This window comes from Lysobacter sp. P5_B12, from assembly GCF_056400425.1.
Window position 1 is genome coordinate 296,215 of record NZ_JBFULG010000002.1, and the last position, 23,015, is coordinate 319,229.

At 67.6% G+C, this 23,015-nt stretch carries 17 protein-coding genes and 3 pseudogenes; 5 read left to right on the forward strand and 15 right to left on the reverse strand.

The features are described 5' to 3' along the window. Positions 1 to 9: 9 nt before the first annotated feature. Positions 10 to 1,383, forward strand: a complete 1,374-nt coding sequence (gene bioA / locus AC1DOM_RS04875; RefSeq protein WP_498960785.1) for an adenosylmethionine--8-amino-7-oxononanoate transaminase — start codon at positions 10 to 12, stop codon at positions 1,381 to 1,383. Beyond that, positions 1,383 to 2,114 (forward strand): 16S rRNA (uracil(1498)-N(3))-methyltransferase, encoded by a 732-nt coding sequence (locus AC1DOM_RS04880; RefSeq protein ID WP_498960787.1) that lies wholly within the window; start codon positions 1,383 to 1,385, stop codon positions 2,112 to 2,114. The genes bioA and AC1DOM_RS04880 overlap by 1 nt, the downstream gene beginning before the upstream one ends. Before the next feature lie 3 nt (positions 2,115 to 2,117). Here AC1DOM_RS04880 and AC1DOM_RS04885 read toward each other — a convergent pair whose 3' ends face one another. The 4 genes and pseudogenes from AC1DOM_RS04885 to AC1DOM_RS04900 all read right to left on the reverse strand — a co-directional run. Continuing rightward, on the reverse strand, positions 2,118 to 2,618 hold the full coding sequence (locus AC1DOM_RS04885; RefSeq protein ID WP_498960789.1) for a chemotaxis protein CheW: 501 nt from the start codon (positions 2,616 to 2,618) through the stop codon (positions 2,118 to 2,120). 20 nt (positions 2,619 to 2,638) lie between these two features. After that, entirely contained in the window at positions 2,639 to 4,327 is a 1,689-nt protein-coding gene (locus AC1DOM_RS04890; RefSeq protein ID WP_498960791.1) for a chemotaxis protein CheB, read from the reverse strand. Beyond that, a complete protein-coding gene (locus AC1DOM_RS04895) occupies positions 4,320 to 6,692 on the reverse strand; it encodes a response regulator (RefSeq protein WP_498961281.1) in 2,373 nt (790 codons plus the stop codon). The genes AC1DOM_RS04890 and AC1DOM_RS04895 overlap by 8 nt, the downstream gene beginning before the upstream one ends. 99 nt (positions 6,693 to 6,791) lie before the next feature. Next, positions 6,792 to 7,040: pseudogene (locus AC1DOM_RS04900) on the reverse strand (hypothetical protein); the annotation flags it as partial. Here AC1DOM_RS04900 and AC1DOM_RS04905 point away from each other — a divergent pair. Then, positions 6,923 to 7,327, forward strand: a pseudogene (locus AC1DOM_RS04905) (pentapeptide repeat-containing protein); the annotation flags it as partial. The pseudogenes AC1DOM_RS04900 and AC1DOM_RS04905 overlap by 118 nt on opposite strands. A 1,072-nt stretch (positions 7,328 to 8,399) precedes the next feature. Here AC1DOM_RS04905 and AC1DOM_RS04910 read toward each other — a convergent pair. The 5 genes and pseudogenes from AC1DOM_RS04910 to pilG all read right to left on the reverse strand — a co-directional run. Then, positions 8,400 to 10,535, reverse strand: a pseudogene (locus AC1DOM_RS04910) (FimL-related protein); the annotation flags it as partial. Positions 10,536 to 10,568: 33 nt separating this feature from the next. Further along, positions 10,569 to 12,569, reverse strand: a complete 2,001-nt coding sequence (locus AC1DOM_RS04915; RefSeq protein ID WP_498960792.1) for a methyl-accepting chemotaxis protein — start codon at positions 12,567 to 12,569, stop codon at positions 10,569 to 10,571. Between the two features lie 31 nt (positions 12,570 to 12,600). Beyond that, positions 12,601 to 13,152: a chemotaxis protein CheW gene (locus AC1DOM_RS04920; RefSeq protein WP_498960795.1), complete on the reverse strand. Its 552-nt coding sequence runs from the start codon at positions 13,150 to 13,152 to the stop codon at positions 12,601 to 12,603. Between the two features lie 13 nt (positions 13,153 to 13,165). Then, on the reverse strand, positions 13,166 to 13,531 hold the full coding sequence (locus AC1DOM_RS04925; RefSeq protein WP_498960797.1) for a response regulator: 366 nt from the start codon (positions 13,529 to 13,531) through the stop codon (positions 13,166 to 13,168). A gap of 21 nt (positions 13,532 to 13,552) precedes the next feature. Beyond that, entirely contained in the window at positions 13,553 to 13,948 is a 396-nt protein-coding gene (pilG, locus tag AC1DOM_RS04930; RefSeq protein WP_036169627.1) for a twitching motility response regulator PilG, read from the reverse strand. A 201-nt stretch (positions 13,949 to 14,149) separates the two neighbouring features. Between pilG and gshB the strand changes: the two genes are divergently transcribed. Together gshB and AC1DOM_RS04940 are read left to right on the forward strand one after the other, a co-directional pair. Beyond that, the gene (gshB, locus tag AC1DOM_RS04935; protein ID WP_498960799.1) at positions 14,150 to 15,112 is read left to right on the forward strand and encodes a glutathione synthase; all 963 of its coding nucleotides are present in this window, start codon (positions 14,150 to 14,152) and stop codon (positions 15,110 to 15,112) included. Between the two features lie 28 nt (positions 15,113 to 15,140). Continuing rightward, complete coding sequence (locus tag AC1DOM_RS04940; RefSeq protein WP_498960801.1) at positions 15,141 to 16,022, forward strand: energy transducer TonB; 882 nt, start codon at positions 15,141 to 15,143, stop codon at positions 16,020 to 16,022. Here AC1DOM_RS04940 and AC1DOM_RS04945 read toward each other — a convergent pair. From AC1DOM_RS04945 to AC1DOM_RS04970, 6 genes are read right to left on the reverse strand one after another with little or no spacing between them, the layout of a single operon-like run. Continuing rightward, a complete protein-coding gene (locus tag AC1DOM_RS04945) occupies positions 15,991 to 17,874 on the reverse strand; it encodes a methyltransferase domain-containing protein (RefSeq protein WP_498960803.1) in 1,884 nt (627 codons plus the stop codon). The genes AC1DOM_RS04940 and AC1DOM_RS04945 overlap by 32 nt on opposite strands. Further along, positions 17,874 to 18,791: a glycosyltransferase family 2 protein gene (locus AC1DOM_RS04950; RefSeq protein ID WP_498960805.1), complete on the reverse strand. Its 918-nt coding sequence runs from the start codon at positions 18,789 to 18,791 to the stop codon at positions 17,874 to 17,876. The genes AC1DOM_RS04945 and AC1DOM_RS04950 overlap by 1 nt, the downstream gene beginning before the upstream one ends. Next, on the reverse strand, positions 18,788 to 19,852 hold the full coding sequence (locus AC1DOM_RS04955) for an NAD-dependent epimerase/dehydratase family protein (protein WP_498960807.1): 1,065 nt from the start codon (positions 19,850 to 19,852) through the stop codon (positions 18,788 to 18,790). The genes AC1DOM_RS04950 and AC1DOM_RS04955 overlap by 4 nt, the downstream gene beginning before the upstream one ends. Then, positions 19,849 to 20,892: an acyltransferase family protein gene (locus AC1DOM_RS04960; RefSeq protein ID WP_498960809.1), complete on the reverse strand. Its 1,044-nt coding sequence runs from the start codon at positions 20,890 to 20,892 to the stop codon at positions 19,849 to 19,851. The genes AC1DOM_RS04955 and AC1DOM_RS04960 overlap by 4 nt, the downstream gene beginning before the upstream one ends. Beyond that, the gene (locus AC1DOM_RS04965; protein ID WP_498960811.1) at positions 20,889 to 22,229 is read right to left on the reverse strand and encodes an ABC transporter ATP-binding protein; all 1,341 of its coding nucleotides are present in this window, start codon (positions 22,227 to 22,229) and stop codon (positions 20,889 to 20,891) included. Before AC1DOM_RS04965 ends, AC1DOM_RS04960 begins: the two co-directional genes overlap by 4 nt. Continuing rightward, the gene (locus AC1DOM_RS04970; RefSeq protein WP_498960813.1) at positions 22,219 to 23,013 is read right to left on the reverse strand and encodes an ABC transporter permease; all 795 of its coding nucleotides are present in this window, start codon (positions 23,011 to 23,013) and stop codon (positions 22,219 to 22,221) included. Before AC1DOM_RS04970 ends, AC1DOM_RS04965 begins: the two co-directional genes overlap by 11 nt. Positions 23,014 to 23,015: the final 2 nt, after the last annotated feature.

Here is a 23,015-nt window from a genome sequence, read left to right on the forward strand (position 1 = left end):
AATGCACGAATGGACAGCTTCGACCCGATGATAGCGCGCGACCTGACGGTGCTGTGGCACCCCTGCACGCAGATGCGCGAACACCCCGCCACTCTGCCGCTGGTGCCGATCGCGCGGGGCGAAGGCGCATGGCTCGTCGGCATGGACGGGCGGCGCTACCTCGACGCGGTGTCGAGCTGGTGGACCAACCTGTTCGGCCACGCCGAGCCGCGCATCGCGCGTGCCATCGCGGAACAGGCGGGCACGCTCGAACAGGTGATCCTCGCCGGCTTCACGCACGAGCCCGCGGTCGCGCTCGCCGAACGCCTGCTTGCGCTCGCCCCGCGCGAGGCCGGCCGCGCGCCGCTGTCGAAGGTCTTCTACGCCGACAACGGTTCGGCGGGCGTGGAAGTCGCGCTGAAGATGGCCTTCCACTGGTTCCGCAACCAGGGGCAGCCGCAACGCACGAAGTTCATCGCGCTGGAGAACGGGTATCACGGCGAAACCATCGGCGCGCTCGCGGTCGGCGATATTCCGCTGTATCGCCGCGTGTATGCGCCGCTGCTGGCCGAAGCGCTCTTCGCGCCGTCGCCGGACGCGTATCTGGCCCGCGATGGCGAAACGGCGGTCGATTGCGCAGAACGTGCGGCCGAAGGTTTGCGCGAAATTCTCGAGCGCCATGGCCACGAAGTCTGCGCGCTGATCCTCGAACCGCGCGTGCAATGCGCCGGCGGCATGCGCATGCACGATCCGGTGTACCTCAAGCGCGCGCGCGCGTTGTGCGATGCGCACGGCGTGTTCCTCATCGCCGACGAGATCGCGGTGGGTTTCGGTCGCACCGGCACGCGCTTCGCGTGCGAGCAGGCGGGCATCCAGCCGGACCTGATGTGTCTGTCGAAGGGGTTGACCGGCGGTTTCCTGCCGCTTGCGGCCGTCCTTGCGACGCAGTCGATCTACGACGGCTTCCTCGACGATTCGCGCGAACGCGCTTTCCTGCATTCGCACAGTTACACCGGCAATCCGCTGGCGTGCGCGGCGGCCCTGCGCGCGCAGGCGATCTTCGACGAAGACGACGTGCTCGTGCGCAACCAGGCGCGGGCCGCGCGGATGGACGAACTCGCGGCATCGGTCGCGCAATTGCCGCACGTGGCCGATGCGCGCCAGGCCGGCATGATCGTCGCCTTCGAACTGACGAAGCACGGCGACAAGGCCACGCCTTTCGATGCGGCATCGCGCGTGGGCCTGCACGCCTATCGCAAGGCCCTCGAACTCGGCGTGGTGCTGCGCCCGCTGGGTGACATCCTGTACTGGATGCCGCCCTACTGCACCGACGATGATCAGCTCGACCTGCTCGCGCGCGTCACGCGCGAGGCCATCTTCCACGCCACGAAGGATGCCGCCTGATGCGCACCACGCGTGTGTTCGTCGACATGCCCTTGAAAGCGGGCGCGATCATCTCCCTGCCCGGCGATGCGGCCACCCACCTGGTCCGCGTGCTGCGCCTGCAGGAAGGCGATGCGTGCGTGTTGTTCAACGGCGACGGCGGCGATTACGCGGCCTCGCTGCTGGTCGCCAACAAGCGCAGCGTGGAAGTGCAGGTTGGTGCGCGTCGCGAAGTCGGGAATGAATCGCCGCTGCGCATCGCGCTGGTGCAAGGCATCGCGCGCGGCGAGAAGATGGACTGGATCCTGCAGAAGGCGACCGAACTCGGCGTGGCCTCGGTGCTTCCCGTGCAGAGCGACCGCAGCGAAGTGAAGCTGGAAGCCGACCGCGCGGTGAAGCGCCTCGCGCACTGGCGCAGCGTGGTGGTGTCGGCGTGCGAACAGAGCGGGCGTGCGCGGGTGCCGGCGATCGCGGTCGTGCAACCGCTGTCGGGTGTCGCGCAGGCGCTGGAGTCGCCGCACCGTTTCCTGCTCGATCCCGAAGCACGGGACACGATCGCCACGCTACCGGCCATCGAAGGCGCGTGCGTGCTCGCGGTGGGGCCGGAAGGTGGATGGTCGGAGCGCGATCGCGCCGTTTTGCACGCGGCGGGATTCACGGGCTTGCGCCTGGGGCCGCGTGTATTGCGAACGGAAACCGCGGGCATCGCCGCGATCGCGGCGTTGCAGGGCCGATTCGGCGACTTGGCCTGAGGCTTACGCGGCCGAGGCGGTCAACGCTTCGCCGATCAACGTCTCGATGCGCTCCAGGTCCGGCAGCAAGGCGTGGTCTTCGTTGAGCAGCACGCGTGCCTGCACGCCTTCGGGCAGTTGGTCGTCGGGGTCGCTGGCGTCGGTGATCACGGTCTCGCGGGACACCGTCACCAGGCGCGGGAAGCCCTGCGTCAACATCGCGAAGTACGGCGCCTTCGAGTCGCCACCCAGTGCCTTGAGCACGATGACCTTGCTGCCCAGGCCGCCGGCTTCGCCGCTGGCGATGCCCGACAGGCGCGCGAACGCGATCAGCGGCAACTGCCAGCCGCGCCAGCGGATGCGGCCGAGCATCCAGTCGGGCGTGTTGGCGATCGGCTCGGGATCGGCGTAGGACATCACTTCGGCGATCGTCGCGTTCGGCAGCAGCAGGCGGCCGCCGGCGATCTGGATGAGAACGCCCCGGACGTCGTGCGTTTGGTGATCGGTGGCTTGGGCGTTGGACATCGCGGTCATTCTCGAATGCGTCAAGCAGGCCAGCGCTGCAGCAGCGACTGGACGAGTTCCTGGGGCGACGCGGCAGCGGCGCCGCGTTCGGTCAAGGCCATCGGCGCGGCCGCGTCGTAGCACCCATCGGGCGATTGACCGGCGACGAGCGCGCCGCGTGCGGCGTGGGCCATCGCGGAATCGACGAGCGCAGGATCCGCGCCGCTCAGCATCAGCACGGCGGAGTCTTCCGCCGGCAGCGCATCGAGCAGCGAGAAACCCGGCGCGAAGTTCAGGCCATGCGTGCCGTCCAGGCCGAGCTCGGGCGGCACGATGTACACGTTGTTCGGGAAGATCTTCGTGCTCGCATCGGCCAGGTGTACCGGCAGGATCGACGCACGCGCCATCTGCTGCACGAGGCGGTCGTAGCGGCCGCCGTCCAGGCGCTGGCTGATGAGCACCGCGCGCGGGAAGCTCGCGGGCAACGCGGTCAGGATCTGGCGCACCGCATCGGGGCCGCCGATGCCGGCGAGGATCAGCACCGCGCCCTGGTGGTCGCCGCCCGACGCGCCCGCGCCCACGAGCGCAAGCGACGAGATCTTCTTTTCCAGCGCGTCGAGGTTCTGCTTGAACTGCGCGGCGACCGGCGCTTCCTCCACGCGCGGCGTGGTCGTCGCGGGTGCGTCGGTCAGGTCTTCGAGCGAAAGATTCCCGAAGCTCGGAATCGCGCGTTCGGCCTGCTTGGGCGTCGGCGGCGCGTCGATGGGCGCGATGTCGAAGCCCATGCTCGGGAGTTCTTCCTTCGGCGCGAATTCTTCCGTCGGAGCATTGCCCAGATCGCGCAGCAGCGTGTCGAAATCCTGCGCCGATTCCTCGCGGAAGGCCGGCGCGGGTGCTTCGAACGACGGCGTATCGCCGGCGAAGTCCAGATCGTTGATGTCGTCGGTGAAGGACAGCGCGCCGGACGCGGCTTCACCGTGTTGCGGCGCTGCCGCGGGCACTTCGCGTTCGGCGGCTTCGAAATCGGGCAGCGCGAAGGAGAAGGTGTCTTCCTGTGTTTCCGCGGCAACCGGGGCTTCGAGTACCGGCGCTTCGAAAACCGGCGCCTCGAAAATCTCTTCGACCTCCGGCATCGCGACCACCGCATCGATAGTCGGCATGTCGAATTCGATCGCTTCGACTTCGTTCGCTTCGACTTCGTTCGCTTCGACTGCGATCGCTTCCACGACGGGCGGCGCACCGATCGCTTCTTCGCGCGGCACCTGCGCGACGTGATCGTCGGCTTCGGCCACGAAGGTCGCGATGTCGGCGTCGACGTGGCGATCTTCCGGCTTCTCCGGGCGCCCCGGACGCGGCAGCGGATCGGCGTCGGGTTCGCGGCCCGGCGGCAGCACGTCGTCGTGGCGATGCAGCTTCGCCGACAGATGGCGCACCCAACGTGCGGCATCCCAGCCTTCGCGACGCGCGGCGAGATCGGCTTCGTCGAAGATCACTTCGATCGCGCGATCGGCCAGTACGTCGTCGAACTTTTCCAACGCGTCTTCCACCGCCGGATCCAGCGCGACGAGCACGGTCTCCACCGCGGCGATGCGCAGGGCTTCGGGATCGATGACCGACGGATCGGCTTCGATCACCACGTCGCCGCCGGCTTCGCGCAGCGCGGCGCGCAAGCGCTCGCAGGCTTCACCGGGGCGCGCGAGCAGTGCGACGCGCGGGGACGGATCAGTCATTGCGCGGGCCACCCTGTTCGGCGAGCAGTTCGAACACGTTGCGGAGCAGTTCGTGCTCCTGGTACGGCTTGCCGAGGTAACGCTCCACGCCGATGTCGAACGCGCGCTGGCGATGCTTCTCGCCGGTACGCGAGGTGATCATGATGATCGGCACGTTGCGCAGGCGCGCGTCGGCCTTCATCGCGGTCGCGAGTTCGTAACCGTCCATGCGCGGCATTTCGATGTCGAGCAGCATCAGGTCGGGCACGCGCTCGTCGAGCTTCTCGAGCGCGTCGACGCCGTCCTTCGCGGTGGCGACTTCGAAGTTGTGGCGTTCGAGCACGCGGCCGGTGACCTTGCGCATCGTGACCGAGTCGTCGACCACCATGACCAGCGGGACGCGGCGCGCTTCGACCTGCGGCGCCGGCGCGATGTCGCGCGGCATCGAGGCCTGGCGGCGCACGAGCGGTGCGACGTCGAGGATCACGACCACCGAGCCGTCACCCATGATGGTCGCGCCGAAGATGCCCGGCACCGAACCGACCTGCGGGCCCACCGGCTTGACCACGATTTCGCGGTTGCCGACGACCTGGTCGATGCTCACCGCCGCGCGCAGTTCACCCGAACGGATGAGCAGCAGCGGCATCTGCAACTGGCCTTCGGCCTTCGCCGCGGCGTGGCCGAGCAGCAGGCCCAGATCGTGCAGGCCGTACTCTTCGCCGCCGTAGCTGTAGTGCTCTTCGCCCGAGAGTTGTTCGCGGCCGATGCGGCCCACGCCGCGCACCGATGCGATCGGCACCGCGTACGTGGTTTCGCCGATCTTGACGAACACCGCCTGCGTGACCGCGAGCGTCTGCGGCAGGCGCAGCGTGAACGTCGTGCCTTCGCCCTGGCGGCTCTTGATGTCGAGCGCGCCGCCGAGCTGGCGGACTTCGCTGGCCACCACGTCCATGCCCACGCCGCGGCCGGCGAGGCGGCTGACGGTGTCGGCGGTGGAGAAGCCCGGCTCCATGATCAGCGCGTCGAGGTCGGCGTCGGCCAACACGGCGTCGTTGCGGATCAGGCCGCGTTCTTCGGCGCGCTTGCGGATGGCGTTGCGGTTGAGGCCGGCACCGTCGTCGCCGACTTCCAGCACGACTTCCGAACCTTCGCGGCGCACCGCGATGCGGATCGTGCCTTCCTCGTTCTTCTTGTGCTTCTTGCGCTCGGCCGGCGCTTCCAGACCGTGCGCGACCGCGTTGCGCAGCATGTGTTCCAGCGGCGCGGTCATGCGCTCGAGCACGTTGCGATCCAGTTCGCCCTGCGCGCCTTCGAGCTTGAGCTGCACGTTCTTGCCGGTTTCGCCCGCCGCCTGGCGGACGACGCGGCGCAAACGCGGCACGAGCGCATCGAAGGGCACCATGCGCGTGCGCATGAGGCCTTCCTGCAGTTCCGAGCTCACGCGAGACTGCTGGAGCAGCAGCGTTTCGTACTGGCGCGTCAGGTCTTCGAGCGAACCCTGCAAGGACGTCAAGTCCGCGGAGGACTCGGCCAGGCCGCGGCTGAGCTGCTGCAGGTTGGAGAATCGGTCGAGTTCGAGCGGGTCGAACGTCGTGTCCGCCGTGTCCTCGCGCTGGTAGCGCGCGATGATCTGCGCTTCGGTTTCGATATCGAGGCGACGCAGCTGGTCGCGCAGACGCGCGTTGGTCTGCTCCATTTCGCCCATGGCGCCGCGGAAGGCGCCGAGCTGCTGTTCCAGGCGCGAACGGTAGATCGCGACTTCGCCTGCGTAGTTGACGAGGCGGTCCAGCAGGTCGGCGCGGATGCGCACCTGTTCCTGCGGGGCGCGCACGCTGCCATCGTCGTCGTCGCCGACCGGCTGCGAATCCACCGGTGCGGACAGCGGCTTGAGTTCGACCTTCGGCGTGTGCACCGGACGTTCGTAAGCCGGTTCGGCTTCCGGCTCGTAGGTGCGGCCCTTGGCGCGCGCGTCGAACTGCGCGATCAGGGCGTCCGGCATCGCGATCGCGCGACGTTCGGCGACGCGCGTGACCATCGCATGCAGGCGGTCGAAACCGCGCTCGAGCAACGGGATGCCGTCGCGACCGAGTTCGGAGCGATGTTCGACCACCGCTTCGAGCAGCGATTCCATCGCGTGGCCGAGTTCGCCCACGGCCATGATGCCGGCCATGCGCGCGCCACCCTTGAGCGTGTGCAGGTCGCGCTGCAGGCCGACCAGGTGTTCGCGCTCGGTCGGCGCTTCGCGCAACTGCGCGAGCAGGCCGTCGGAATGGTCGAGCAGGTCACCGCCTTCTTCGCAGAAGATGTCGACGAGTTCGGGGTCGAGGTCGCTGAGGTCGAGCGGTTCGTCGGGGTCGCCGTGGCCGGCCATCGCGTCGGCGAGCATCTGCGCGACGGCGGGTTCGGATTCGGTTTCCGGTTCGGCTTCGACGGCGGGTTCATCCACCGGTGCGATCGGCTGCGCGGCTTGCGCTTCGGCTTGCTCGCGGGCCTGGCGCAGCGCGGCCTCTTCGGCTTCGATGCGTGCGTATTCGGCTTCTTCTTCGGCGGCGAGGCGCTCGGCCTCGAGGCGCTCGGCTTCGAGGCGTTCGGCTTCGACGCGTTCGGCTTCGACGCGTTCGGCTTCGACGCGTTCGGCTTCGACGCGTTCGGCTTCGACGCGTTCGGCTTCGAGGCGTTCGGCTTCGAGGCGTTCGGCTTCGAGACGTTCGGCTTCGACGCGTTCGGCTTCGAGGCGCTCGGCTTCGACGCGTTCGGCTTCGAGGCGTTCGGCTTCGACGCGTTCGGCTTCGACGCGCTCGGCTTCTTCGCGTTCGAAGGCGATGCGTTCGGCTTCCAGGCGCTCGGCGGTTTCCAGCGCGTGCAGGCGCTGTTCCGCTTCCATGCGCTCGGATTCCAGACGCTCGGCGTCGAGCAAGGAGGCTTCCAGCGCGGCCTGCGCATCTACGGCGGCCGCATCGAAGGCCTCGCCCGATTCCATCGCGGGCGATTCGAGCGACAGATCCGATGCTTCCATCGTGATCGATTCGATCGACGCTTCGTCGAATTCCAGGTCGGCGCGCATCTCATCGTGCGTCGGCGTCTGGATCTCGCCGTCGAGCACGATGTCCTCGAGGACGATCTCTTCGATGTCGTCTTCGGCTTCGCCGCCGACGATGCCGGCATCGACCGGGATCTCCCGCGCGAGGTCGAGGAAGGCGGAGAGGTCTTCGGACACGACCATCTCGTCGGTCGTGGCCACGCCTTCGCTTTCCGGCTGCGCGGCTTCGTCCTGCAACTGCAGGCCGGTATCGACCGGCGCCTGCGCTGCGAGGTCGGTGAACTCCGACAGATCCATGCCACCGGTGAGTTCGGCCGCTTCCAGTTCGACCGGTTCGGTCGGCAGCAGCGGCATCTTCGCTTCGGGCAGCGAGTCGCGGAGTTCGGCGACCTGGCGCGCGAGCGTTTCGAACACCGGCACGCGCGGCGTGTCGGATTGCAAGGCATCGACCGTGCGGCGGATCGCCTCGGCGGTCGCGGCCAGCGCGGCCACGCCCTGCACCGTCGGCAACGCGTGCGCGGCGAGCATGCGCTTGATGTAGGTTTCGGCCGGGCCCGTCAGGTTGGTGATGGCCGGCACTTCGGTCATCGCGAACGCGCCGTTCATCGTGTGCATCGCGCGCAGCAATGCATCGTTGGCGGCGATCGGATGCGACTGCGCCTGCGCGAGCCACGCATCGATGGTGACGAGGTGTCCGCCGACTTCGGTGCCGAGGATCTCGAGCAACACCGGGTCGACCTTCGCGGCGATCGTCGGTTCTTCGTCGGCGACGACGGCTTCCGCGATGACGGCGGGCGCTTCCACGACTTCGACGATCGTTTCGACCGTGGCTTCGGCGATGGGCGCAGCCACTTCGACCACCGGCGCGGCGGCGGCGACATACGTCGCCTCTTCGCCCGCGGCGACGCGATCGGCGATGGCTTCGATGCCGGCCAGGTCCGCCGTCAGCGGCGCTTCGCCTCGCAGCGCGGCGTGCAGGTGCGGCAGCGTGTAATAGGCCTGGTCGACGAGCGCGATGACCGCTTCGCTCGGCGGGCGCGTGCCGTCGAGCACGCGGTTGAGCATGTTCTCGATCTTCCAGCTGAACTCGCCCAGCGTCTTCGCGCCGACCAGGCGGCCCGAACCCTTGAGCGTGTGGAAGACGCGGCGGATCGGACGCAGCTTGTCGTTGTCTTCCGGTGCCGCGCGCCATGCGGGCAGCATCGATTCCAGATGGCCGATCTCTTCCTCGAATTCCTCGAGGAACACTTCGCGGATCTCGTCGTCGATGTCGTCGCTGGTCGCTTCGAACCCGCCCGCGGCGCCGGTGGCGACCGGTGCGGGAGGCGCTGCGGCGACCGGCGGCGTCGGTTCGGAAACGAACGCAACCGGCTCGGCGTCGACGGGCTGCGTCGGCGTGGAGACGACCTGCGTGGATTCGGCTTCGGCGCTGGCGCCGATGTCGAACGCCGCTTCGGATTCGGCGGCCTTCGCCGCTTCCACCGCCGGCAGCGGCCAGTAGCGCAGCGTTTCCAGACTCTGGCGCGCGATGTCGAGGATGCCCTCGCGGTTCGGGCGGTTGTCGCGCATCGCTTCGAGGTAGTACTCGATCGAGGCGAGCGCGTCGGCGAGCGTGTCCAGCTGCTGGCCGTTCGGCACGCGCTTGCGCGCGAGCAATTCGTTCTGCGTGTAACGCGCGACGCCGACGAGGTATTCGGCCGGCTGCGGCAATTCGAGGATGCGCAGCGCGCCGCCGACTTCATCGAGCAGGCGCGGCACGTCGGTCAGCTGCGAATGGTCCCAGCTGGTTTCGACGAAGGCGACGAAGGCCTGGCGCGCGTCGGCGAAGTTGGCGATCGCCTCGCGGATCAGGATGTCGAGCACCTTGCGCGATTCGGAACCGATGGTGTCCGAGTCTTCGCTGTCGGCGCGGCCCAGGCGTGCGACCTGGTCGTCGAGCGATGCGTCCACGTAAAGCAGCGCACCGGCGATGTCGAGCAGCGCGCCTTCGTCGGCGGAACGATTGCCCGCGACGATTTCATGCATGGCATCGCGCTGTTGCAGCACGACGTTGCGCGCAACGCCCAGGCCCATCATGCCGAGCGTGTCGGCGACGCGGCTGAGGGCTTCCACCTGCGGCTGCAGGTCGGCAACGCCGGTCTGCTTGGTGCGCAGGTGCAGGTCGAGCGCGTCCTTGACGCGCAGCAGGTCTTCCTTGATCGCCGCGGCGACGGTATCCAGCAGCGCGCGATTGCGACCGCTCAGGCTGCCGCGCGCATGCGCGAGTTCGGATTCGGTCGGCAGTTGCGCGGCCAGGTCGAAGGTGTCGCGCAATGCATCGAGTGCGTTGTGCGCCTGTTCGTTGTGGGCGACGTGGTACAGCAACTGGCGGGTCGGTTCGGCGGTGGGTTCACCGCGCGGCGCGTTGAAGCCATCGCCTTCGAAGATGTGGCGCGCTTCGCGTTCGACGCCGGCGAAGGCCTGGCGCAGCGCCTTCGTGGCAGGCAACGCACCGTCGCGCAGCGCGGTGGCGACCGACGAGGCCACCCACAGCATGCGGCGCGTGGCTTCGTGGTCGGCGCTTTCGAGCAGGCCGTCGATCGCCTTCGCGATGCCGCCGATGTTGGTCGGCGCACCGTCTTCGGGCCATTGCGCGAGGGCTTCGCGCAACGCGGACAACTGCTGGCCAGCCATGAGCTGGCGGCTCTGGCGCGGCAGCGCCATCGGCGCGGGCAGGTGTTCGGGAAGCGGGCGGTCGAGGTTGGGCGCGAACAGCACGCTTTCGCTCAGCCCGGTTTCGCCGCGCGCGGCGCGCAACTCGTTGAGCAGCGGCAGCAGGACGATCGGGATGTCCTTGTGGCCGCCCTGCAGGCGCTCGAGGTAATCGGGCAGCAGCACGACACCGCGCATCAGCGCAGCGCAGGCTTCGTCGCGATCGGCCACCGCACCGGCCGCGCCTTGCGGCACGACCAGGGCGAGCGCGAGGCGCTCCATTTCCTCGGCGACCATCGCCGGGGCGTACAGCTCCACCATCCGCAGCGTTCCGTGCACCTGGTGCAGGAAGCTCGCGCAGAAGCGCATGTAGTTGGTGTCGGAGGGATCTTCGGCGAAGGCCTCGATGTCCCTGCGCGCCTGGCGCAGGGTCTCGTCGATCTCCGGCTTGATCCAGCCGAGCGTGGTGGTGTCGATGGCGTCGCGCAACGCGGTCATGCCTTTTGATCCCTTGCAGCTGCTGCCGCGTTGTTAGGCAGGCAGCTTGAAGTCCGCGACCGAACGACGCAGGTCGGCAGCGAGCTGGGCCAGGTTGCCGATCGATTCGGCCGTCTGGCTCGCGCCCTGCGAGGTCTGCGAGGTGATCTGCTGGATGGTGTTCATCGTGGCGGTGATGTTCGCCGCGGCGCCGGACTGCTGTTGCGCTGCGGTCGAAATGCCCTGAATGAGGTTCGACAAGTCGGACGACACCTTTTCGATCTCGCCCAGCGCCGTACCCGCGTCTTCCGCGAGGCGTGCACCGGCGACCACTTCGGAGGTCGTCTGTTCCATCGAACTCACCGCTTCGTTGGTGTCGGACTGAATCGTCTGGACCAGCGTTTCGATTCGCTTCGTCGCGTTGGACGCGCGTTCGGCGAGTCGCTGCACTTCGTCCGCGACGACCGCGAAGCCGCGGCCCGCTTCACCCGCCGAGGCCGCCTGAATCGCGGCGTTCAGCGCGAGGATGTTCGTCTGTTCCGAGATGTCGTTAATGAGCTCAACGATCGAGCCGATTTCCTGCGAGCTTTCGCCGAGGCGCTTGATGCGCTTGGAGGTTTCCTGGATCTGGTCGCGGATCGAGTCCATGCCCGCGATCGTCTGGCGCACGACGCCGGCGCCCTTGGTCGCGATCTGCACCGAGCGCTGCGCCACGTCCGCCGATTCGGCCGAGTTGCGCGACACCTGGTTAATCGACGCCGCGATTTCCGTGATCTTGTCGGACGCCGAGTTGATTTCCTGCGCCTGGTGTTCGGCGGCTTCGGCCAGGTGCATGGCGGTGGCCTGCGTTTCCTGCGCACTCGAAGCAACCTGCACCGACGTGTCGTTAATGGTGGCCACGAGGCTGCGGAGCTGTTCGACGGCGAAGTTGATCGAGTCGGCGATCGCGCCGGTCATGTCTTCGGTGACCGTCGCCTTCACCGTCAGGTCGCCTTCTGCGAGCGAACCCATTTCGTCGAGGAGGCGCATGATCGCCTCCTGGTTGCGGTCGTTGAGTTCCTTGGTGGTTTCGAAGCGCTTCTGCTGCTGGCGCCACAAGGAGAACAACAGGCCGAGGATCGAGATGACCAGCAACGAGCCCGAGCCGAGCGTGACCAGCGGATGGCCGACGGGATTGGTGCTCTTGACCGAACCGAAGGCGGTCAGCGCGTCGAACAGGCTCTTGCTGTCGTCGAGCAGGGCGTCCGAACCGGTGGTGATCGAGGCGGCCGCCGACTGCGCGGCGAAGAGGTTGCCCGAGCCTGCGAGGATCGCGTCGAGGTCCTTCTTCATGTCCGTCCACAGGACGTTGGCCTGCCCGAGCGAGCTGATCGCCGCGTTGTTGGACAGCTTCTGCACGTTGGCCGAACCGCCGTCGCGCAGGCCCTTCAGGACGTTTTCGAACACGTCGGTATCGCGCTTGAGCGCGTCGCCGGCGAGCGAGGCGGTCGCGCCACCGGCGCGGATCTGCGTCACGCGCTGGGCCATGGTCGAAGCGAGCACCACCTGGCGCAGGGCGATGTAGACCTGCGAGGAGGGTGCGCCGCCGGCCGACATCGCGCGCACGACTTCGTCGAGTTGCGCCTGGAGCTGCGGGACCTTGGCGGTGAACTTGTCGGCGTGGCCGGCGAATTCGACGACCGTCTTCTCGGCGCCGATCACCTGGTCCGCGCTGCGGCCCAACGGCGCCCACGTGGTGGCGACCTTCTCGATCGGGCCCGGGACTTCGTTGCCGTAGTCGTTGCGCAGCCGGGCGACGTTGTCTTCGATCTCGCCCTTCGTGGCCTTGAAGGACGCGATCGCCTCGGGCTTGCCCGACACGGCTTCACGACCCTGGACCGCGAGCTGCTGCGACAGCACCTGCAGGCTGGCCGCGTTGGCGTTCGCGCCGGACAGCTTGGAGCTGCGGTAGGTCGCGTAGGCGATGTTGCCCACCAACAAGATCAGCGACACGATCAGCAATCCGATCCACGCCGTCGTGCCGATGCTGCGGCCCTTTTCCATCATCGTGCTCATGTCGAACCTCTATATGTCTTGCTGATGCGGCTCAGGCCGCGGCTTGTCGGAATTCGGGAGTGCGGGCCAGCAGCGACAGGCTGAAGATGCCCCACGGGTGTTCGCCCAGGCGGTAGGCCCGGTCGATGAAGTGCGAGTAGCGGCCTTCGGCCAGCCCGTCGGTGGCGATCTGCTGTTCGTCGACGAAGGAACGCTGGCCGTACAGCTCGTCGATGGTCACCGCGACGTCGCCGCCGGCCTGGCGCACGATCAGCACGCGCTGGCCTTCGTGCAGCACGGTGCGTTCGCCTTCGAGGAACTGCTTGAGGTCGACGATGGGCAGCAGGTTGCCGCGGATGTTGGCCACGCCGAGCATCCACGGCTGTGCGCCCGGCACCGGCGTCACCGGCGGGAGCGGCAGGATTTCCACCACTTCGTCGAAGCCGGAGGCCAGGCGATGCTTGCCGATGCGATAGCCCACGCCACGCCACAGGCCGGGCGCTTCGAGCTGTTCGGGCAGGCCCGCGACGTGCGAGAGGCTGCGGCGCTCGTAGTCCGCGATGACCTCGTACGGCGAAAGGCGCAGTGGGGTCGGAGCGGTCATCACGGCCATGTCCTTACGCACCCAGCAGTTCGTTGATCCGCGCGATGAGGCTGGGCTCATTCGGCGGCTTCACGATGTAGTCCTTGGCTCCTTGCCGAAGTCCCCATGCCTTGTCGGTTTCCATGCCCTTCGTGCTGACGATCAGCACGGGGATGGCGCTCGTCGCGGCGTCTTTCGACAGCGCGCGCGTCGCCTGGAACCCGTTCATGCCGGGCAGGATCACGTCCATCAGGACGAGGTCGGGCAGCTCGCGCTTGCAGACGGCGATGCCGTCTTCGGCACTGGCCGACGCAAGGACCTGGTGGCCGTTGCGTTCAAGCAGCTGCGTGAGGACCGCCGTATCGGTCGGCGAGTCCTCGATAAGAAGGATTCTTGCCATGTTGCTGCCCTACCCCCCGGTTCAGGCTGTGACGTGCTTGCGAATGGCGTCGAGCAGTTCTTCCCGAGTGAAAGGCTTGGTCAGGTACTGCTCGGAACCGACGATGCGACCCCGTGCTTTGTCGAACAGGCCGTCCTTGGAAGACAGCATGATCACGGGTGTCGACTTGAACATCTGGTTGTTCTTGATCAGCGCGCAGGTCTGATACCCATCGAGCCTGGGCATCATGATGTCCACGAAGATGATCTGTGGCTGGTTGTCGGCGATCTTGGCGAGCGCCTCGAAACCATCGGTCGCGGTGACGACCTCCGCACCCTCGCGCTTCAACAGCGTTTCGGCGGTGCGTCGAATCGTCTTCGAGTCGTCGATGACCATCACCCTCAAGCCACTGAGGTTGGTCGTCGCGTCTTCCTGCATCACGGGATCCCCTTCGAATCGCACGTCGCTCCCCCATTTCCCGGCGCCGCTGCGGTCACTCTATATCCCAGACCATTGAATCGCCGTCAAGCGGAAATTCAGCTTGAATCGCGAGTCTACGCATTCACACGCACGCCGGCGGGGGCACGGGATGCGCGCCTGCTAACATCCGGCGCCATTGCCGCTGTCGCCAAGGCCCACATGTTCGATGTCGTCGTGGTGATGGACCCCATCGGGTCGATCAAGATCGCCAAGGATTCCACGTTCGCGATGCTGCTCGAGGCGCAACGCCGCGGGCATCGCCTGTGGTACGTGCTGCCCGGCGGGCTCTGGGTTCGCGACGGGCGCGCGGGCGCCACCGCGGCCCCGCTCGAAGTGCGCGACACCTACGGCGACCACTACAAACTGGGAGCTACGTCACACTTTGAGCTGGGTTCGGGGCACGTGGTGCTGATGCGAACCGACCCGCCGGTCGACACCGACTACCTCAACGACACCCAGGTCCTGGGCCTGGCGCAGGGCGCCGGCGCCCTGGTCGTCAACGATCCGCAGGGCCTGCGCGACCTCAACGAAAAGCTGGGGTCGCTCGAATTCCCGCAGTGCTGCCCGCCTTCGCTGGTCTCGCGCGATGCCACGGCGCTGAAGGCCTTCGTCGCCGAAGTGGGCCAGGCCGTGGTCAAGCCGCTCGACGGCATGGGCGGCCGATCGATCTTCCGCGTGACCGCCGGCGAGCCGAACGTCAACGTGATCCTGGAAACCATCACCGCCAACGGCCGCCACCAGGCCGTCGCGCAGAAGTACCTGCCGGAGATCGCGCAGGGCGACAAGCGCGTCCTCCTGGTCGACGGCGAGCCCATCGATTACTGCCTGGCCCGCATTCCCCAGGGCGACGAATTCCGCGGCAACCTCGCCGCCGGCGGCCGCGGCGAAGGCCGCCCGCTGAGCGAACGCGACCGCTGGATCGCCGCCCAGGTCGGGCCCGAGATGCGCCGGCGCGGCATGGTCTTCGTCGGCCTGGACGTCATCGGCGATTGGCTGACCGAAGTGAACGTCACCAGCCCGACGTGCATCCGCGAACTCGACGCACAGTTCGGGATCAACATCGCCGGTACGCTGTTCGACGCGATCGAACGCCGCGCCGCGGTGGCTTTCGCCAAACGCTGACGCCAGAGCCGAAGACCGCACCGACCCGATGTCCGCCGTCGCCGCCCCGCCCCCGCCGCCGCAGATCGGCGACAACGCACGTCTCGGCGCGACCGCGGTGTTCTCGCTGATCCTGCACGGCATCCTCGTGCTGGGCGTGGGCTTCGCGCTCGACGATGCCGCGCCGGTGCTGCCCACGCTCGATGTCATCCTCACGCAAGTCCAGAGCCCGCTGACGCCCAAGCAGGCCGACTTCCTCGCGCAAGCCAACAACGAAGGCGGCGGCGAACACGACAAGGCCTCGCGCCCCGGCGAAGCGCAGATCGGCATCGCCGACCGTCCGACGCCGGGCGTGGCCGCGCAACCGCTGCGTCGCCAATCGCCGGCACCGCAACCGCCGCCCGAAGCCCGCGTGATCACCGCGATGCGCAGCGACACGCACACCACGCAACCGTTCGACACGCCGCCACCCGTCGAGGCGCCTTATCCCGAAGGCCGCGCGAAGGTCGAGCGCGACATGGAGATGGCGCGCCGCGCCGCCGAAATCCAGTTGCGCAGCGAGGCCTACGCCAAGCGCCCGAAGCGCAAGTTCGTTTCGGCGAGCACGAAGGAATACGCGTACGCGGCATACATGCGCAATTGGGTCGACCGCGTGCAGCGCGTCGGCAATCTCAATTACCCGGACGAAGCGCGCCGTCGCCGCATCGGCGGCCTGCTCGTCATCAGCGTGGCGATCCGCCGCGATGGCACGGTCGAGAAGATGTTGATCGTCGACTCCAGCCACGTGCCGATGCTCGACGAGGCCGCGATGCGCATCGTCAAACTCAGCGAACCCTTCGCGCCCTTGCCCAAGACGCCGGAAGACGTCGACGTGTTGCACGTCACGCGTACCTGGCAGTTCATGCCGGGCGGTGAATTGATCGACCGCTGAGTTTGCGCAGGACCCTGGCCACGCGCCAGGACGTCGACGCTTCGATCGCCGCGATCTCGCGTTCGAGTTCCGGCGCGCTCATTCGCCATACGCGCACGTCCGTGTCGGGCTGGAACTTTCCCCGGAGGATGCGACCGATCGCACGCACGGGAAAGGTCCAGCGCCACGACCGCGAGTTGCGCAAGGCGTGGCATTGGAGACGCAACTGCTCGACCCGCGCATCGGGTTGCGGATCGAAGTTCACGACTTCGAGCGGCCGGTGCATGCCTCGCGCCACTTCCACCGCCATGTCGCGGAGGCGTTGCACCGAGCCCGCGGGGAGCAACAGGGGCAATCGATCCATCTTGCGCAGGACATGGAAATAGTTGGATTGCCACTCCCTGTCATCGTGCGCAAGGACGGAGGTGTGCAGGTTGCGCCAGTGACGATAGATGCAGCCGACCGATGGCGATGCCGCCACGCCCGTGAGCGGCGCCGCGCGCATGATGTAGTCCCAATCCTCGACCGTGGTCAGCGTCTCGTCGAAGTGGTAGTGCAGGTCATGGAAGAGCGCGCGGGGAAACGCCACCGAATGCAGGGGCGTGCGGTTTTCGACGAAGTGGTCGAACAGGTCGAAGGACTCCGGATACAGGGGCTTCATCGCGCCCGTGGCCCGGGAGGCCGTCCCGCTCGCGGCGAGCGAGACGAGGTCCCAGTCCTGCGCGACCGCCACTTGCCGCAGGATCTGCCCGGGCGAGCCTCGCGCAAGGTCCTCGAAGGTTTCCACCCAGCTGCCGAGCAACAGATCGTCGTCGTCGAACGCGGCGATGTAGCGTCCGCGCGCGTCGGCGAACCCCGCGTTGAGCGGCGTCGCGCGCGACCCGCCCGCCACACGGACCAGGCGCACGCGGCCACGCATGTCGTCGTGGAGATCGGCGATGACGCGCTCCACGGCGAGCTGCCGCTGCGCATCCAGGTCGTGGCCGACGATGCACACTTCGAAATCCTGCGACGACTGCGCGGACAGGCACAGCAGCGCTTCGCGCAACGTTGCGATGCGCGCCCCCTGCGTCCGCACCACGACGGTGAGGAACGGCACATCCGCATCGCTGTCCGTTTGCGGATGCGGCGACGCCACCTCGACCGTCGGCGGCCCCGGCAGGTAGGCGCGCACGAATTGGTTCACCACGTCGTAGGCGTCGGCGGACGCGCGGAGGTGCGCGACCAGGCGATGCAACGGCGCGGCGCGGCTCAGCAACGGGTGTTCGGCGGGGAAGTACTGGTCGCTCGAATGCCGCAGCACGTCTTTCGCATGCACTTCATGCCACCCGCAGGAGCGCAGGACGCGCGCGAGCCGCTTCGCGGTGAACCATTGCAGGTGCGTGTGATCGAGCAGGCCTGCGACGGTTTCGTCGTAGCGCCCCATCGCAAGCTTGAGCCCGACATCGCGATGCGCCACGTTCGGCAGCGACAGCAGGAGCGGCGCGCCGATGTCGCGTCCGATGCCGTGCAGTGCATGCAGCACCTGCGTCGGTTCCGGCAGATGCTCCAGGATGTCGATCGCGCACAGGGCGGCGACTGTCCGGCCGCGCAGATGCCTGCGGAGCGCCGCTTCCACGATGTCCTTCGGCGCGCGCAGGTCGAGCGTGACGGTTTCGAAGCCGCGCGAGGCCAGCGACGCGAGTGCGCGTTCGTCGACATCGAAGCCGACATACTCGAGCCCGCAGCGCTCGCGCACGACTTCCGCGATGCGCCCGAAGCCGCAGCCGACGTCGACGAACAGCCCGCCCGACGCGGGCGAGAACTTGCCGAGCAAGGCGAGGACATGCCCGTAGACGTTGTCGTCGGCGAATTGGTTGTCGTAGTCGTCCATCAGAGTGCGAACCTGTGTCTGGAATAGGCACCATCGACGAACGATGCGACCCTGCCTGCGTTCTCCACCTTCGGCGGTAGCGCGCCACTCGCCTTGCGGCGCGCGAATTCCCCGGCGGCCGCTCGCAGGTGCGGGTCGTCGCTTGCGTTGAAGTACTGCAACGCGCCGGCGACGATGTCGTCGCGGTCGTATTTCCACGCCAACAGCAGCGCCGCCTCCGCGGAAAAACGGCGCTCGGCTTCGCCCGCGACCCACGCACCGCGCGCGCCCAGGGCCTTGTCGTGGAAGACGCTCGCGCTGGGCTGGTAGACGACGGTGCGGCCCGCGAGGCGGACGCGCCAGGACAGGTCCACGTCGTCGCAATAGAGGAAGAAGGTCTCCGCGTCGAAACCCCCGATGCGTTCCAGGAGCTCGGCCGGCAGCAGTGCGCATGCGGTCGCCGCCCACGATGTCTCCCCGGTCGCCGTGTCGTAGTGCTTCGGATGTTCGATCGGGAGTTGCTTGGCTTCGACCATCCCCGCGCGACCGTCGAGGAAGGGCCGTGCCAGTTCCACCAGGACGTTGGGCGCGACCATGATGTCCGGGTTCATGATCAGCACGTAGTCCGCGTGCGCTTCCTGGAACAGGCGGTTGTGGCCGCGGGCCGATCCGAGGTTGGCCCCGAAGAAACGGTATTCCACCGACGAAAACGCAGACCCGGGGCGCCGGAAGGATTTGACGGCGTCCTTCAGCACGGGTGTCGGCGAGCAATCGCCGTAGACCAGCGCGACGCTTTCGGCGACGCCCGCGGCGATCGCGATATCGGCCGCACGCTCCAGATGGGCCATGGCACGCGTGATCGCTTCGGGCGCGTTGCCGTACAGCACCGACTGCACGTGCACGTTGCGCAGCGGCGGGGATTTCGAAGGCGTCTTCATCGGCGTGTTCCCAGTCGCGTGTCGATCCAGTCGCACAAAGGCACGATGCCCTCGCGCAGTGCGGTCCCGGGCGACCAACCGATCGCACGTGCGCGCTCAATCTCGCATGCGGCATGCCGCACATCACCGTGGCGGTAGGCGCCGCAGACGTGCGGCGGCGGCGCCGCGTAATGGCGCGATACCCAATCGGCGATGTCCGCGACGGTCGTGGCCTGGCCCGTGCCGATGTCGAAGATCTCGCCGGCGGCGGCGGGCGATTCGATCGCCGCGCGAAGCGCACGCGCGACATCGTCGATGAACACGAAATCGCGGCGCATCCTGCCGTCCTCGTACAAGGGGATGCTCTTTCGCTCGCGGGCCAGCCGGCAGAACAGGGAGACGATCCCGGTGTAGGGGTTGTCGAGCGATTGCCCGGGCCCGTACACGTTCTGCAATCGCAGGCAGGCGAACTCCGCACCGAAGCTCAGCGCCCAACTGCGCACGATGTGTTCCTGCGCGAGCTTGGTGGCACCGTAGATGCTGGTCGGATTCGGTGGCGTGCGCCCGGCGGAGAACGGCAGGGCGTCGGCATCCGCGAAATCCCAGCACGCGGTCTCGAGCATTCCGCGCGAGCGCTGGCCCGGGTTGAACAGGACACCGTCGCGCTTGCGCCACGTGCCTTCGCCATACACCGCGCGCGAACTGCTCAGGACGATGCGCCGCGGAACGTGCCCCACCGCCGACATCGCATCGAGCATCATGGTCGTGCCCGTCACGTTGACGTGCGCGTGTCGCGTGGCTTCGCTGAGCGACTGGCCGGTCCCGGTTTCCGCGGCCAGATGCACGACCACCGAAGGCCGCCATTCCGACAGCACGTCGCGCCAGGTGCGCGGTTCGCAGACATCCGCGACCACGAGCGCAACCGACGGGTGGAGGTCCGCGGGACGCTGGCGCACGGGATGGACCTGGGGGTGCAGGTTGTCGACGGCGACGATCGGCAGGCGAACGTTTCCGGCCAACGCGCGCGACAACGCACTGCCGATGAAGCCGGCACCGCCGGTGACGAGGATGCAATCCTTCATGCCGGCTGCACTTCGGTGCAGGCCGCAGCGCGCGCGGGCGCACGCGGCTTCCGCTTGAGGATGCGCTTCTCCACCAGGTGCCACGAGGCATAGGCGAAGAGAAGAACGATCGGAATCGCAACGACGGCATTGGTCATGGGGCCCATCCCGGGAAACGCGTGGAAAAGCATTTGCTGCACCGGGAAGGCGTACAGGTAGATTCCGTAGGACGGGTCGCCGAAGCGCCCCGCGCGGCACGCGGCCGGGGTGGCGCGCGTAGCGAAGGACAGCACCGCGAAGGGCAGCACCAGCATCAGCGCCAACTGCTGCACCATGGCGCCGGGCCACTGCAGGAGCGCGACGGCGCCGATCATCAGCAACGCGAGCGCGGGGTCGAGGCGGCGCTCGACCGCGGGCACTGCGTACAGCGCCCCGAAGAAGAAATACGGCGCGACATCGGCAACCGAGCGCGACGACGTGCCCCATGCGATCCAATCGCCCGAACCGGCAAGGTGATACAGACAAGCGGCCGCGATCGCCACCGTTACAACGAACAGACCTCGCGCACTGCGTCCGACGGTCACCACCACCAGCGGCAGCAGCAGATACATCAACGCTTCGACCGGCAGGCTCCACAACGAACCGTTGACGGCGTTGGGATAAGGGTTCTGGCCGAAGACTCCGGGCAATCCGTACACCGGCGCGAGTACGAGATTGCCGACGACGTATCGCCAGGTGTCCGCGTGCGCGAAGAAGTCCGCGCGGGGCAGCGTCGTGGCGATCAAACCCAATGCCAGCACCGTCACGAGCAGCACCACGCACAAGGCCGGCATGAGCCGCATCGCGCGCCGCAGCAGGTACCGCCGCGGATCCGGATCCGCGCGCCAACTCTTGGACACGAGGAACCCGCTGACGACGAAGAAGATCTTCACCGCGATCGCCTGCACGCCATTGCCGGCCAACGTGGGCGCCACGCCACCGCTCAAGGGCCACGCATGCCCGAACACGACCGCAACTGCCGCCAGGATGCGGACTGCGTCGAAGTTGTTCGCGCGGCTCATGTCGACGCCGCCATGGCAGCCGCATCGTCGCGCACGCATGCGATGCGATGCATCGGGATCCCGATCAGCCCGGTGGCGATCGCATCGCCGCGGCTGGTCAACAGGAGCGCATCGTGGATCCACTGGTGCACGCGATGATCGCGCTGTGTCCCATCCGACACGGCCAGGCTGATCGAATAGTGGCCCGGCGGCAGCACCGGCATCCGGAATTCGAACGTCGCCCGCGCGCCGTCTCCCGGCGACAGTGCGATCGGCGCATCCCGATGACTCAGGTAGGTGTTGTCGCCGAACAGCGGCTGGCCATGCTTGTCCTTGACCACGAAGCCGACGATCAGCGAAGCGATGGCGTGTTGCGCGACCACCTGCACGTCGAGCCGGACGCATTCGCCGCCCACGATGCGGGACTGTCGCTCTCCATCGACCCCGACGAACGCGCTGGAAACGATGCTCGCGCCGCCTTCGCCGAAGTCGTGCGCCGGAACGAACCCCGCGACCGCGATGTCGTTGCGCAGCCTGGCGTCTTCGAGCAGCGCGGCGCGATGGTCGGCGCCCGCACCGGTCGCCGGCCTGCGAACGATCGTCGAATCGCCCTGGCCGCCGCCGTACAGCGCCGCGAGGTAGGCGCCGGCCACTTCCTTGGGGCCCGCATCCATCGCGATCCGACCTTCGGCGAGCCAGAGCACGCGGTCGCACAGCGCGGTGACTGCACCCATGTCGTGACTGACGAAGACGAGCGTTCCCCCACCCTCGCGAAACCGTTCCAGGTGCCGCATGCACTTCTGCACGAAGAACGCATCGCCGACCGCGAGCGCTTCGTCCACGATGAGAATCTCCGCATCGACGTGCGCCGCGACCGCGAACGCGAGCCGCATGAACATGCCGCTCGAATAGCGCTTCACCGGGCGATCGATGTAGTCGCCGATGTCGGCGAAGGCGATCATCTCGTCCCGTTTGGCGTCGATCCTCGCGCTGTCGAGTCCGTACAGCCGCGCGCGGAGATCGATGTTCTCGCGGCCGGTCAGTTCGGGATTGAAGCCGGCGCCGAGCTCGAGCAGCGCGGCCACCCTGCCGTTGACCACGACCGCACCGCTGCTCGGTTCCAGCGTGCCGCACAGGATGCCCAGGAGCGTCGACTTGCCCGCGCCGTTCCTCCCCACGAGCCCGACGGTCTCGCCACGCCGCACGACGAAGTCGACATCGACGAGGACCTCCTGCCGCGTGCACCACGTCCGCATGCGCGGAAACAGCATGTGCCAGAGGCGATGGGACGGCTTGTCGAAGAGCGCGTAATGCTTGCCGATCGCCCTGGCGTGCAGGATGGGCGCCTCACACCGCATCGGCGAAGCCTCGCTGCAATCGTGCGTGGCACGCGTGGCCTGCGTACATCACGAAAAGGGCGATGCACGCGTGGAGCGACAGTGCGCGCAAGTCCGGCATTTGCCCTTCGATCGCGACCGCGCGGAACTGCTCGATGATGAGCGTGAGTGGGTTGAGGAACATCGCCTGCCGGAAGGCATCGGGCACGGTCGCGGTCGAAAAGAAGATCGGGCTGAGGAACATCCCGAGCGTCAGCGAAAGCGGAATCAGTTGCTGCAGATCCCGCAGATACACGCCCAGCGCGGCGAGCAGCCAGGACAATCCCAGCAGGAGCGGCACGAGCGGCAGCAGGACCAGCAGGACCAAAGGCCACGCGGGTGGAACGGCGCCGACGATCCACCATTGCGCGACGAGCAGGATGAGCAGGTTCGCGCACAACTGGAACGCGGCCGTCGCAACCGACACCCACGGCAGCGTCGCCAGGGGAAACACGACCTTGCCGATGTATCCGCGGTGTTCGAGGATCAACGAAGGCGCGCGCGCGAGAACGTCCGCGGCGAACCAATAGACGACCAGGCCCGAGAACAGCATCAGTGCGAACGACGCATCCTGCCGGCCACCCCACTTGACCTGCAGGACGACACCCAACACGAACCAATACGCGGCGAAGGAGATCAACGGCACCGCGAGCGCCCAGCACGCGCCCAGCATCGAGCCCTGGAACCGGGAACGGATGTCGCGCGACACCAGGCGCGCGACAAGCACGCGATTGGCGAGCAGCGCCTCGAAAGGCCCGGACAACATGC